This is a genomic window from Bradyrhizobium sp. 147, assembly GCF_023073935.1.
Classification (GTDB): domain Bacteria; phylum Pseudomonadota; class Alphaproteobacteria; order Rhizobiales; family Xanthobacteraceae; genus Bradyrhizobium.
The window spans coordinates 92,078-105,427 of the sequence record NZ_JADPKL010000007.1 but is presented as its reverse complement, the minus strand read 5'-3'; the positions used below and the strand labels follow the sequence as shown (position 1 = coordinate 105,427).

At 66.1% G+C, this 13,350-nt stretch carries 7 protein-coding genes and 1 tRNA gene; 6 read left to right on the top strand and 2 right to left on the bottom strand.

From position 1 onward, the window contains the following. Positions 1-54: 54 nt before the first annotated feature. Positions 55-131, bottom strand: a tRNA-Arg gene (locus IVA87_RS01955). Between the two features lie 289 nt (positions 132-420). Between IVA87_RS01955 and IVA87_RS01950 the strand changes: the two genes are divergently transcribed. The 6 genes from IVA87_RS01950 (at position 421) to IVA87_RS01925 (ending at position 11,599) form a co-directional block, all read left to right on the top strand. Next, complete coding sequence (locus IVA87_RS01950) at positions 421-5,625, top strand: alpha-2-macroglobulin (RefSeq protein ID WP_247332536.1); 5,205 nt, start codon at positions 421-423, stop codon at positions 5,623-5,625. A 48-nt stretch (positions 5,626-5,673) separates the two neighbouring features. Then, positions 5,674-7,824: a penicillin-binding protein 1C gene (pbpC, locus tag IVA87_RS01945; protein WP_247332613.1), complete on the top strand. Its 2,151-nt coding sequence runs from the start codon at positions 5,674-5,676 to the stop codon at positions 7,822-7,824. Positions 7,825-7,874: 50 nt separating this feature from the next. Further along, on the top strand, positions 7,875-9,617 hold the full coding sequence (locus IVA87_RS01940) for a glycosyltransferase family 39 protein (protein ID WP_247332534.1): 1,743 nt from the start codon (positions 7,875-7,877) through the stop codon (positions 9,615-9,617). Beyond that, the gene (locus IVA87_RS01935; protein ID WP_247332531.1) at positions 9,618-10,463 is read left to right on the top strand and encodes a phosphatase PAP2 family protein; all 846 of its coding nucleotides are present in this window, start codon (positions 9,618-9,620) and stop codon (positions 10,461-10,463) included. A 63-nt stretch (positions 10,464-10,526) separates the two neighbouring features. Continuing rightward, the gene (locus tag IVA87_RS01930; protein ID WP_247332528.1) at positions 10,527-11,264 is read left to right on the top strand and encodes a glycosyltransferase family 2 protein; all 738 of its coding nucleotides are present in this window, start codon (positions 10,527-10,529) and stop codon (positions 11,262-11,264) included. Further along, on the top strand, positions 11,261-11,599 hold the full coding sequence (locus tag IVA87_RS01925) for a lipid-A-disaccharide synthase N-terminal domain-containing protein (RefSeq protein WP_247332526.1): 339 nt from the start codon (positions 11,261-11,263) through the stop codon (positions 11,597-11,599). The genes IVA87_RS01930 and IVA87_RS01925 overlap by 4 nt, the downstream gene beginning before the upstream one ends. A gap of 9 nt (positions 11,600-11,608) precedes the next feature. On the opposite strand, the gene IVA87_RS01920 is transcribed toward IVA87_RS01925, so the two are convergent. Further along, positions 11,609-13,300, bottom strand: a complete 1,692-nt coding sequence (locus IVA87_RS01920) for a Na/Pi cotransporter family protein (protein ID WP_247332524.1) — start codon at positions 13,298-13,300, stop codon at positions 11,609-11,611. Between the last annotated feature and the right edge of the window lie 50 nt (positions 13,301-13,350).

The following is a 13,350-nucleotide window of genomic DNA, read 5'->3' as shown; positions in this document are numbered from 1 at the left end:
AATTTCACGGTGCTACTAAGCCTTGGTTCTGCTTGGCTTTTCGGCCTGCAAATTTGGCGATCCCGGCAGGACTCGAACCTGCAACCCGCGGAGTAGAAATCCGCTACTCTATCCAGTTGAGCTACGGGACCGTCTTCAGCCGCCCCGGTTTTGGGGGCCGGCTGTTCACCTCCATGCCAATAGGAAAAATCTGGCGTTTCGCCAAGTCTGAACCGAACCGTTTTCCTCAGAGCGGCGACAAAGCGGAACGGTGGCGTGTCAGGGTGCCGGGTCGAGCGGCAGCGCGACGGACGATGGATCACATCTCCGGATGGCGAATGCGACGATTTGCACCTTTGGTTCCATCGCCTTGAGTCCGTCACCTTTCCGCGCACTTCATTTGCCGCCGCGGCGCTCGTCCGCGATTTCCGGGAGTCCCTCATGATCGGTCTGATCCGCGCCGTCACACTCTGCGCCACGCTGGCGCTCGGCCTTGGCGCAGCGCAAGGAGCCGACAAGGCGTTCAAGCGCGACGATCTTGGCGATTCCGCGATCAAGCTGGAAGCCCAGATCAAGAGCGAGGCGGGACCGGTCGCCAAGTCCATTGCGACGCTGCGCACCGACGCCGACGCCGCCTTCCGGCGCAACGACCATCGCACCGGCCTTTCCGTGCTCGGGCAGATTGCGGCGACCACGCCGGAGGATGCCGGCAACTGGCTGCGGCTCGCCAAGATCATCTTCCAGATCTCCCCGAAGAGCTCGAGCGAGCAGACGTTCCTCTGGGAGCGTGCCTCGACCGCCGCCTATATCGCCTATATGCGCGCCGGCAATCCGGGCGAGGAGGCCGACGCGCTCGCCGCGCTCGGCAAGTCGCTGGCCGAACGCAAGCTGTGGCGGCCGGCGCTGGATGCGATGCGGCTGTCGCTGGACATGCGCGAGGTCGCCGACGTCCGCGGCCTGTATGAAAAGCTGCGCGACGAGCATGGTTTTCGGCTGCTCGACTATACCGTGGACTCGGATTCGGCGAGCCCGCGCGCCTGCTTCCAGTTCTCGGAAGAGCTGGCCAAGCGGACCGACTTCGCGCCGTTCCTGGCGTTGGCCGGCACCGACAAGCCGGCGCTGTCGGCCGAGGGTAAGCAGCTCTGCGTCGACGGTCTGAAGCATGGCGAGCGCTACAACATCAACCTGCGCGCCGGGCTGCCCTCGGCCGTGAAGGAGGGCCTGCCGAAATCGGCGGAATTTAATGTCTATGTGCGCGACCGCAAACCCTTCGTGCGCTTCACCAGCCGCGCCTATGTACTGCCGAGGACCGGCCAGCGCGGCATTCCCGTGGTCAGCGTCAACACGCCCGCCGTCAGCATCAACGTGTTCCGGATCGGCGACCGCAACCTGATCAACACGGTCGTCGACAGCGACTTCCAGAAGACGTTGTCGAAATATCAGCTCACCGATCTCGGCGACGAGCGCGGTGTCAAGGTCTGGTCCGGCGAGCTAGCGACCGCGACGACGCTGAACCAGGACGTCACCACCGCATTCCCAGTCGATCAGGCGCTCGGCGAGCTTCAGCCTGGCGTGTACGTCATGACTGCCGCGGCCAAGGGGCCAGGCTCCGACGATGATTACCAGCTCGCGACGCAATGGTTCATCGTCTCCGATCTCGGCGTGTCGGCCTATTCCGGCAACGACGGCATCCACGTCTTCGTCAACTCGCTGGCCTCGACCGATCCGGTCGGCAAGGCCGAGGTGCGGCTGGTTGCCCGCAACAACGAGATCTTGGCTACCCGCAAGACTGACGACAGCGGCCACGTGCTGTTTGAGGCGGGGCTCGCGCGCGGTGAGGGCGGGCTGTCGCCGGCGCTGCTGACCGTAACTGGCGATAACGCCGATTATGCCTTCCTCAGCCTCAAGACGAGCGCCTTCGACCTTTCCGACCGCGGCGTCTCGGGGCGCGCAGTCCCGGCCGGCGCCGACGCCTTCGTCTATGCCGAGCGTGGCGTCTACCGTTCCAGCGAAACCGTCTATCTCACTGCGCTCTTGCGCGACGGGCAGGGCAATGCCGTGACCGGCGGGCCGCTCACGCTGGTGATCGAGCGTCCCGACGGCGTCGGATTCCGCCGCGCCGTGCTGTCCGACCAGGGCGCCGGCGGCCGCACGCTGGCCGTGCCGCTCAACTCGGCCGTCCCGACCGGGACCTGGCGGGCGCGCGCCTTCACCGATCCGAAGGGCGCCTCGGTCGGCGAGACCACCTTCATGGTCGAGGATTACGTCCCCGATCGGATCGAATTCGACTTGTCCGCCAAGGACAAGCTGATCAAAGCTAATGCTCCAGTGGAGCTGAAGGCGGACGGTCATTTCCTTTATGGCGCGCCGGCCTCGGGCCTTCAGCTCGAAGGCGACATGCTGGTCGCGCCTGCGAGCGAGCGTCCGGGCTTTGCCGGCTACCAGTTCGGCGTCGCCGACGAGGAGACCACCTCGAACGAGCGCACGCCGCTGGAGAACCTGCCCGAGGCCGACGCCAATGGCGTTGCGACCTTCCCGGTGACGCTGGACAAGCAGCCGACCTCGACCCGGCCGCAGGAGGCGCAGATCTTCGTCCGCATGGTCGAGACCGGCGGTCGCGCCGTCGAGCGTAAGCTGGTGCTGCCGATCGCGCCGGCGGCCGCCATGATCGGCATCAAGCCGCTGTTCGGCGACAAGAACGTCGCCGAGGGCGACAAGGCCGAGTTCGACGTCGTGTTCGTCTCGCCCGAGGGCAAGACGCTCCACCGCGACGGCCTCCGCTACGAGCTCCTGAAGATGGAGTCGCGCTATCAGTGGTATCGCCAGAATAATTACTGGGAGTACGAGCCGGTCAAGTCGACCTCGCGCGTCGCCGACGGCGATGTCGTGATCGCCGCCGATAAGCCGTCGCGGATTTCGCTGACCCCCCAGCCCGGCCGCTATCGGCTCGATGTGAAGTCGAACGACGCTGACGGCCCGGTGACCTCCGTGCAGTTCGACGTCGGCTGGTACTCCGATGGCAGCGCCGACACGCCGGACCTGTTGGAGACCTCGATCGACAAGCCGCAATACGCCTCCGGCGACACCATGACGGTGTCGGTCAATGTGCGCAGCGCCGGCAAGCTGACCATCAACGTGCTCGGCGATCGCCTGCTGACGACGCAGACCATCGACGTCAAGGAAGGCACCGCGCAGGTCAAGCTTCCGATCGGCAAGGACTGGGGCACCGGCGCCTACGTCGTGGCGACGCTGCGCCGTCCGCTCGATGCGGCCGCCCAGCGCATGCCGGGCCGGGCGATCGGCCTGAAATGGTTCGGAATCGACAAGCAGACTCGCACGCTGCAAGTGAAGCTGACGCCGCCGGCGCTGATCCGGCCGAACTCGACGCTGAAAATCCCGGTCAAGCTCGACGGGCTCAATCCGGGCGAGGACGCCAAGGTCGTCATCGCCGCAGTCGATGTCGGCATCCTCAACCTCACCAATTACAAACCGCCGGCGCCGGATGATTACTATCTCGGCCAGCGTCGCCTCAGCGCCGAGATCCGCGATCTCTACGGGCAACTCATCGATGGCATGTCGGGCACCCGCGGCCAGATCAAGTCCGGCGGCGACGCCGGTGCGGGCGAGCTCCAGGGCTCGCCGCCCACGCAAAAACCGTTGGCCCTGTATTCAGGCATCGTCACGGTCGGCGCTGACGGCACCGCAGAAGTGAGCTTCGACATTCCGGAGTTCGCCGGCACCGCGCGCGTGATGGCGGTGGCGTGGACCGCCACGAAACTTGGTCGCGCCAACACCGATGTCGTGATCCGCGATCCCGTGGTGCTGACGACGACCCTGCCGCGGTTCCTGCTCAATGGTGATCGCGGCACGGTGAATCTGGAGATCGACAATGTCGAGGGCCAGGCCGGCGACTATGTCATCAACGTGAAGGCGGGCGGTCCGGTGAAGATGACTGGCAATCCCGCCACCACGGTCAAGCTTGCCGCCAAGCAGCGCAACGCGTTCTCGATGGCGATCGATGCAACGGCCGCGGGGCAGGCGACGCTCGACGTCGACATCAAGGGACCGAACGGCCTTATGCTCGCGCGCCACTATGCGCTCGACGTCAAGGCGGCGACGCAGGTGTTGGCGCGGCGCTCGATCCGCACGCTGGCGAAGGGCGAAAGCCTGACGCTGACCGCGGATATGTTCTCCGATCTCGTGCCGGGCACCGGCAGCGTCTCGGTGTCGGCCAGCTTGTCGACGGCGCTCGATGCGGCGACGATCCTGAAAGCGCTCGACCGCTACCCCTATGGCTGCTCGGAGCAGATCACGAGCCGCGCGATGCCGTTGCTCTACGTCAATGACCTCGCCGCCGGGGCGCACCTCGCCATGGACAGCGAGGTCGACCAGCGCATCCGCGACGCCATCGAGCGGCTGTTGGCGCGCCAGGGTTCGAACGGCTCGTTCGGCCTGTGGTCGGCCGGGGGCGACGATGCCTGGCTGGATGCCTATGTGACGGACTTCCTGACCCGCGCCCGCGAGAAGGGCTTTGCGGTGCCGGACGTGCTGTTCAAGAATGCGCTCGACCGCATCCGCAACTCCGTCGTCAATGCCGACGAGCCTGAGAAAGACGGCGGCCGCGAGCTCGCCTATGGCCTCTACGTGCTCGCACGCAACGGCGCTGCTCCCATCGGAGACCTCCGCTATCTCGCCGACACCAAGCTCGCCAACCTTGCGACGCCGATTGCGAAGTCGCAGCTCGCGGCGGCGCTCGCGCTGGTCGGCGATCGTAACCGCGCGGAACGCGTCTATGGCGCCGCGCTCGACAGCCTCGCGCCGAAGCCCGCACTCGAGTTCGGCCGCACCGACTACGGTTCGCAGCTCCGTGATGCTGCGGCCCTGGTCTCGCTCGCCAGTGAAGGCAACGCGCCGAGGGCGACGCTGACGCAGGCGGTGTCGCGGGTCGAGACCGCGCGCGGGCTCACGCCCTACACCTCCACGCAGGAGAATGCCTGGCTGGTATTGGCGGCGCGCGCGCTCGCCAAGGAGAACCTGTCGATGGAAGTCGACGGCCAGCCGGTCAAGACTGCGCTCTATCGCAGCTACAAAGCCGCGACGCTGGAGGGCAAGCCGCTGAAGATCACCAACACCGGCGATGCGCCGGTGCAGGCGGTGGTCTCGGTGTCGGGCTCGCCCGTGACGCCGGAGCCGGCGGCGTCGAATGGCTTCAAGATCGAGCGCAACTACTTCACGCTCGACGGCAAGCCGGCCGATATCAGCAAGGTCAAGCAGAACCAGCGCTTTGCGGTGGTGCTGAAGATCACCGAGGCCAAGCCCGAGTACGGTCACATCATGGTGTCGGACTATCTGCCGGCGGGCCTCGAGATCGACAATCCGAAGCTGGTCTCGTCCGGCGATAGCGGTACGCTGGACTGGATCGAGGACGGCGAGGAGCCCGAACATACCGAGTTCCGCGACGACCGCTTCACCGCGGCTATCGACCGCGCCTCTGACTCCAAGTCAGTGTTCACCGTCGCCTATGTCGTGCGTGCGGTCTCGCCCGGCAAATACGTGCTGCCGCAGGCCTATGTCGAGGACATGTATAATCCCTCGCGCTACGGCCGCACCGGGACGGGCACCGTCGAGGTGCGGGCGGCGAAGTGAGGTGGTGAGGTGAGCGAAGCCGATAACGTATTTCGTCATTCCGGGGCGATGCGCAGCACCGAACCCGGAATCTCGAGGTTCCGGGTCTGGTCCTTCGGACCATCCCGGAACGACGGCGGGAGAGCAGGGCAGGCGTCAACGCATATCATCTCAGCCCTCGCACTCACACTCATCCTCGCCATCGTCGGGTTCGTCGCCTGGGTCTATTCGCTCGGTCCGCTGCCACTCGACGAGGCGCGGCAGGTCTCGACCACCATCGTCGACCGCAAAGGCAAGCTGCTGCGCGCCTATGCCATGGCCGATGGGCGCTGGCGGCTGCCGGTCGATGCCAGGACGAATGTCGATCCGACCTATCTAAACCTGCTGCTGGCCTATGAGGACCAGCGCTTCTATGCGCATGACGGCATCGATCCGCTGGCGCTGGGCCGGGCCGCGTTGCAGCTTGCAACGCGCGGCCACATCGTGTCGGGCGGCTCGACCATCACCATGCAGCTGGCGCGGTTGATGGAGCCGCGGCGGCAGCGCTCGCTCTATGCCAAGCTGCGGCAGATAGTTCGTGCGATCGAGATCGAGCGGAGCTTGAGCAAGGACGAGATCCTCGACCTTTATCTCGCGCTCGCGCCTTACGGCGGCAATCTCGAAGGCATCCGTGCTGCTTCGATCGCGTATCTCGGCAAAGAGCCGAAGCGGCTCTCGCTGGCCGAAGCTGCGCTGCTGGTCGCACTCCCGCAATCGCCGGAGATGCGCCGGCTTGATCGGCATCCAGAGACAGCCCGCATTGCGCGTGATCGCGTGCTCGACCGCATGGTCTCGGAGCATCAGGTCAGCGCGGAGGATGCGAAGCAGGCCAAGGCCGTTGCCATTCCGAAGCTGCGCAAGCCGATGCCGATCCTGGCGCCGCATGCCTCCGACACCGCGCTTTCGATCGTCAAGGACACGCCGGTCATCAGGCTGACGCTGGACGCGAACTTGCAGAAGGTGCTGGAGCCGCTGGCACGTGATCGCGCCATTGCGCTCGGGCCCAACATCTCGGTCGGCATCATCGTCGTCGACAATGAGAGCGGCGACGTGCTCGCCCGCGTCGGCTCGGCCGATTATTTCGACGAGAGCCGGGCAGGGCAGGTCGACATGACTCGCGCCATCCGCTCGCCGGGCTCGACGCTCAAACCTTTCATTTACGGGCTCGCCTTCGAAGATGGCTTCGTGCATCCGGAGAGCCTGATCGACGACCGGCCGGTTCGCTTCGGCTCCTACGCGCCGGAAAATTTCGATATGACGTTCCAGGGCACAGTGCCCGTGAAGAAGGCGCTGCAATTGTCGCTGAACGTGCCCGCCATCGTGCTACTCGATCGCGTTGGCTCCAGCCGGCTGGCCTCGCGGCTGCGACAGGCTGGAGGCAACCTCGTGTTGCCCAAGGACGAGGCGCCGGGGCTTGCCATGGGTCTCGGCGGTGTCGGCATCACGCTCCAGGACCTCGTCCAGCTCTATACGGGTTTCGCCCGGCTCGGCACCACCAAGCCGCTGCGCGAGGTCATGACTGACAGAGATGATCGCGAGCCATTGCGGCTGCTCGATCAGGTCGCGGCCTGGCAGGTCGGCAACGTGCTTCTGGGCACACCGCCGCCCGAGAACGCCGCCCACAACCGGATCGCCTTCAAGACCGGCACCTCCTATGGCTATCGCGATGCCTGGTCGGTCGGGTTCGACGGCCGCATGACCATCGGCGTCTGGGTCGGCCGGCCCGACGGCGCCCCGGTTCCCGGCCTGATCGGGCGCGTCGCTGCCGCGCCGATCCTGTTCGACGCCTTCGCCCGAACCGGCAAGACACTCGCTCCATTGCCGAAGCCCCCCAGGGGAACCCTGGTCTCCAGCAACACCAAGTTGCCGCTGCCGCTGAAGCGGTTCCGTCCCGTCGGGGAATTGGTACGCACCGGCGGCGAGCAGGCGCTACACATCCAGTTTCCGCTGAACGGCTCGCGGATCGACGTCGATCGATCGAGTGGTCGGGAGGGCGCGGCGATGCCGGTCAAGGTCGCCGGCGGCGTTCTGCCCATGACCGTCATGGTTAACGGAACCGCGCTTGGCGAGATCGACGGCCGTCGCCAGCGCCTGATCGATCCGCCCGGTCCGGGCTTTGCGCGACTCACCGTCATGGATGCGACGGGCGCCGCGGACACAGTTGTCATTCGAATTCAATGAACCTGCCTCAAGCGGTTGTGGCGATGGCGGTTTCAGCGTAAGCGGAACCAATGGCCGAGCCCTACCCGAGCCCCCGTTTTGGAGCACCCCGCGAGCCGAAAGCGCCCGTGAATCCGGGCAGCGGGCTCGTGCGCATGCTCGATATTGTCACGGCCAGTCACGCCCGTGCAGTCGGCTTTCTGGTGCTGAGTGCGCTGCTGCTGTTCCTGCCGGGCTTCTTCACCATCCCGCCTATTGACCGCGATGAAGCGCGCTTTGCCCAAGCCACCAAGCAGATGGTCGAGAGCGGCGACTATGTCGACATCCGCTTCCAGGAGGATGTCCGCTACAAGAAGCCGGTCGGCATCTACTGGCTGCAATCGGCCGCGGTCGAAACCGCCGCGGCGCTCAAGCTGCCGAAGGCCGAATTGCGCATCTGGGTCTACCGGCTGCCGTCGCTGCTTGGAGCGATCGGCGCCGTGCTCATGACCTATTGGGCCGCACTCGGCTTCGTCACCCGGCGTGCCGCGGTGCTGGCGGCGCTGATGATGTCCGCCTCTGTGCTGCTCGGCGTCGAGGCGCGGCTGGCCAAGACCGACGCGATGCTGCTGCTCTGCGTGGTGGCCGCGATGGGCGCGATGGCGCGGGCCTATCTGTCATGGCAGCGCGCCGAGGACGAGACCCATCCGCCCTGGAGCTGGCCTGCGATCTTCTGGAGCGCGCTCGCCATCGGCATCCTGATCAAGGGCCCGCTGATCCTGATGTTCGCGGGCCTCACCATCGTCGCGCTCGCGATCCAGGACCGCGACGCCTCCTGGCTGCGGAAGCTGCGCCCGGTCTGGGGCCTGATGTGGATGCTGGTCCTGGTGCTGCCCTGGTTCGTCGCGATCTTCTGGCGCGCGGGCGAGGCCTTCTTCGCCGATTCCGTCGGCGGCGACATGCTGAGCAAGTTAGCGGCCCAGGAATCCCATGGCGCGCCGCCCGGTCTTTACCTCGCGCTGTTCTGGATCACGTTCTGGCCGGGCGCGCCGCTCGCGGCCATGGCGGCGCCCGCAGTGTGGCGGGCTAGGCGCGAGCCCGGCGCGCAGTTCCTGCTGGCCTGGCTGGTCCCGTCCTGGATCGTGTTCGAGGCCGTACTGACCAAGCTGCCGCATTACGTGCTGCCGCTGTACCCCGCGATCGCGATCCTCACCGCGGGCGCGCTGGAGCGGCGTGTGCTGTCGCGGTCCTGGCTGATGCGCGGCTCGGCCTGGTGGTTCGCGATCCCCGCGGCCGCCTCGATCATCGCCGTGGTCGGCGCCGTGATGCTGACGCGCCAGCCGGCCTTCGTGGCCTGGCCTTTCATCGCGGCGTCGCTGATCTTCGGCCTGTTCGCCTGGTGGCTCTACGACAACAATCGCGCCGAGCGCTCGCTGCTCAACGCGCTGGTCGCCGCGCTCATGTTGGCGGTGACGGTCTACGGAATCGTGCTGCCGTCGCTGACCCCGCTGTTTCCGAGCATCGAGATCGCGCGCGCGCTTCGCAACGTCACCTGCGTCGGACCGAAGGCGGCTGCTGCCGGCTATCACGAGCCGAGCCTGGTGTTCCTGACGGGCACGCAGACACTGCTCACCGACGGCTCGGGCGCGGCTGACTTTCTGCGGCAGGGCAGCTGTCGCTTCGCTCTGATCGAGCAACGCTCGGAGCGTAGCTTCGTGCAGCGCGCCGAGGCGATCGGGCTGCGCTACAAGGTCGGCACGCGCATCGAAGGCTACAATTTCTCGCAAGGGCGCGCGATCTCGATCTCGATCTTCCGCTCGGAGGGCACCGAATAGATGCGGGCCCCGAACGACATTGGGCCGCCTGCAGGCTATCCCGCGCAATTGCTCGCCGTGTCCTGGCGCGCGCTGGCGCAGCTCGTGCGCACGCCCTCGCATTCGCGCCGCGCCGAGGCCGCCCGGAAGCTGGCGCGGCATTCGCTCTGGCTCAGCGCAGCCGGCGCAGCCCTGGTCATCGTGCTGATGGTCGGGCTCGACCAGACTGAGATCCAACTGATGCCGGCGCGCGGCACGCCAAGCCTCTGGCCGATCCGTATCCTCACCGATTTCGGCAAGGACGAGTATGTGCTGTGTGTGCTGGGGGCTGCGCTGGTGGTCGTCGCCTTCGTCGCGGCAGCACTGCACGGGACCCGCCGCGCGCTGCTGCTCGGCCTCGGCACGCGGCTGCAATTCATGTTTCTGTCGGTTGCCGTGTCGGCGTTCGCTGCCGAGATCCTGAAATATCTCATCGGGCGCGGACGTCCGTTCGTCGGCGGCAAGCCCGATCCGTTCAACTTCGTCCCGTTCGAGGGCACGGGTGCCTACGCCAGTCTGCCGTCGGGCCATGCGGTCGCCGCATTCGCCTTGGCGTTTGCAGTGTCGGCATTGTGGCCGCGCCTGCGCGTATTCATGTTCACTTACGCGATCGTGATCCTCTTGACCCGCTTGGTGCTGCTCGCGCATCACCCGAGCGATGTCGTTGCCGGCGCCATGGTCGGCCTGGTCGGTGCCATGGTCGTCCGCTACTGGTTTGCGGCCCGAAAACTGGGCTTCGCCATCCGGGCCGACGGCACCATCGTGCCAATTGCGGGGATGGTCTCCGGCCGCCTCAAAAGGGTTGCCCGTCGGACATCCGGCCCATAAAAGCGGTTGCCTGCCGGACCGCCGGTTCCACGGGGCAGGCCAATTCCAACCACGAGCCTCGATTTGTCGACGTCCCAGCCTTCGGTATCCATCGTCGTTCCCGTGCGCAACGAAGCCGAGAACATCGCGCCCTTGATCGAGGAGATCACGGCGGCGCTCGATGGCCGCTGGGCCTATGAGATCATCTATGTCAACGACGGCTCGACGGATGCGACCGGCGAGCGGCTCAGCGCCATCATGAAGCAGCGGGACAATCTGCGTCAGCTCCGCCATGCGCGATCGGGCGGCCAGTCGGCGGCAGTGCGCAGTGGCGTGCGTGCGGCGCGCGGGATGATCGTGGCCACGCTTGACGGCGACGGCCAGAATAATCCCGCGTTCCTGCCGGACCTGATCGCGGCAGTCGAGAAGGGAGCAGGGCGGGTCGGGCTCGCCGCCGGCCAGCGGATCGGGCGCAAGGACACCGGCTTCAAGAAATTTCAGTCGCGCGTGGCCAACGGCATTCGCAACGCGATCCTGAAGGACGGCACGCGCGACACCGGCTGCGGCCTGAAGGCGTTCCGGCGCGACGTCTTCCTGATGCTGCCCTATTTCGACGGGCTGCATCGCTTCCTGCCGGCGCTGGTCCGCCGCGAAGGCTATGACATTGCCTATGTCGACGTGATCGATCGGCCGCGCCGCTCCGGCGTGTCGAATTATGGCTTTTTCGACCGGCTGTGGATCGGCATCATGGATCTCGCAGGCGTGTGGTGGCTGATCCGGCGGAAGAAGCCGACGCCAGATGTGACCGAGGTGAACGCATGATCATCCAATACGGTCAGGCGCTGAGCAACTATCTCTACGACGTCTTCGTCGCCAAGTTCGATTTCTGGCTCGCGTTCGGCCTCGTCGCGCAATTATTCTTCACCGCGCGCTTCCTGGTGCAGTGGATCGCGAGCGAACGCGCCGGCAACAGCGTGGTGCCGATGGCGTTCTGGTTCTGCTCGATGGGCGGCGGGCTGATGACGCTGGTCTATGGCGTTGTGAAGCGCGAACCCGTCATCATCCTCGGACAGTCGCTCGCGACCATCATCTACGTCAGAAACATCATGCTGATCTGGAAGAACCGCGGCAGCGCCTCGAAGACGCTGGATCGCTGACGGGACACGCTAGCGCGGCAGGGCCGAGGCCGCGCCTGACGCGGGCAGGGCAGCTGCTTCGGCCGCACTCCTCCGATAGGGCTCACCCGCCGCGTCCAGCACGGGGTAGGCGACCGAGCAGATATGCGAGTGGATGCGACGCAGATCACGCAGCACGTCCAGATGCAGCGACGTGGTCTCGATGGTCTCGGGGCGGCCCTTCCGCAGCCGGTCCAGATGGCGCTCGACCGCGGCAAGCTCGGTGTTGCGCAGCGCCGTCTTCTCCACCAGCAGCTTGCGCGCCTCGTTGGCGTCACCCGACATGAAGACCCCGAAGGCGATCCGCAGCGAATCCATCGTGCGCTTGTGGAAAGCGGCGAGCTCCTCAGCCCCTTCGGCCGAGAATTGGAAGCGCCGCTTGATCTTCTTGGTGGCGAGCTCGCTCAGGCTCTTGTCGATGATGTCGCCGATATGCTCGAGGTTGATGGCGAAGGAGATGATCTCCATCGCGCGCCGTCCTTCGCTCTCGTCGAGGCTGCCTCGCATGAGTTTTGTGACGTAGAGCTTGATGGCCTCGTCCAGGCCGTCGACGAGATTGTCCGTCTTCGAGACCTGGTCGACCAGTGCACGGTCGCCGGTCATCATCGCGGCCATCACCTTGCGCAGCATGACCTCGACGAAGTCGCCCATGCGCAAGGTCTCGCGGGCGGCGTCGGCCAGCGCCAATGACGGTGTCTCCAGTGCGGTCTCATCGAGATAGCGCGGTCGGGCCGGATCGGCCTCCTTGACGCGATCGGGCAAGAGGCGGGTCAACAGACGCGACATGATATCGAGCAGACCGATGAAGAGGACGGCGGTGCCGACATTGAAGGCGATGTGGAAGGCCGCGGTCAGCTTGGCGAGATCGGGCTGCCAGGCGTGCATGTGCTCGGCGATCGCGCCGAGGAAGGGCAGGACGAGAGCAATCCCAATCGCGCGGTTGATGAGATTGCCGATCGGCAGGCGGTAGCTCGCGGGATCGTCGCGCCTGGCGCCCTCGAACACCGGATTGATGGCGCTGCCGAGATTGGCCCCGAGCACCAGCGCCAGAGCCGCGGCAGGCGAGATGAACTGCGAATAGGCCAGCGACATGATCAACAGGACGCTGGCGACGCTCGAATGTACAGCCCAGGTGACGAGAGCGGCGATGAAGATGCACAGAATGGGGTCGCCCGTTATGGCCGACATCACGACGCGCACGCCGGGCGCGTTCTCCGCCGGCGCCAGCGTGTCGAGCAGGATGTGCAGCGAGAGCAGCATCAGGCCGAGGCCGATGCAGACGCGGCCGATGTCCTTGATCCGCGATCGCGGGCCGGAGCGGAAGGCGACCAGGCCGAGCACGAACAGCACCGGCGCAACGGCTGCGATGTTGAACGATAGCACCTGCACGATCAGCGTCGTGCCGACATTGGCACCGAGCATGATGGCGAGAGCGGCGGCGAGACTGACGAGGCCCTCGGCCGCGAACGAACTGGTGATCAGCGCCGTCGCCGTGCTGCTCTGGAGCAGGGCGGTGAGCGCGAGGCCGGCAGCGAAGGCGCTGACGCGGTTGCTCAACGCCTTGCCGAGCAGGCGCCGAAGGTCGGGACCGAAGGCGCGCAAGATCCCGCTGTGGACCATGTGCAGGCCCCACAGCAACAGCGCCACGCCGCCCATCAGATCGAGCAGAACCAACGTTCCCATGCTCCGTGTCCGGATTGGAGTCGATTGGTGAGGCTAGCGCCAAACGTCGG

Coding starts and splice junctions, on each gene's coding strand:
- IVA87_RS01940 (WP_247332534.1), top strand. CDS start 7,875: ATGGCCGAGCCCTACCCGAGCCCCCGTTTTGGAGCACCCCGCGAGCCG.
- IVA87_RS01935 (WP_247332531.1), top strand. CDS start 9,618: ATGCGGGCCCCGAACGACATTGGGCCGCCTGCAGGCTATCCCGCGCAA.
- pbpC (WP_247332613.1), top strand. CDS start 5,674: ATGCGCAGCACCGAACCCGGAATCTCGAGGTTCCGGGTCTGGTCCTTC.
- IVA87_RS01920 (WP_247332524.1), bottom strand. CDS start 13,300: ATGGGAACGTTGGTTCTGCTCGATCTGATGGGCGGCGTGGCGCTGTTG.
- IVA87_RS01950 (WP_247332536.1), top strand. CDS start 421: ATGATCGGTCTGATCCGCGCCGTCACACTCTGCGCCACGCTGGCGCTC.
- IVA87_RS01925 (WP_247332526.1), top strand. CDS start 11,261: ATGATCATCCAATACGGTCAGGCGCTGAGCAACTATCTCTACGACGTC.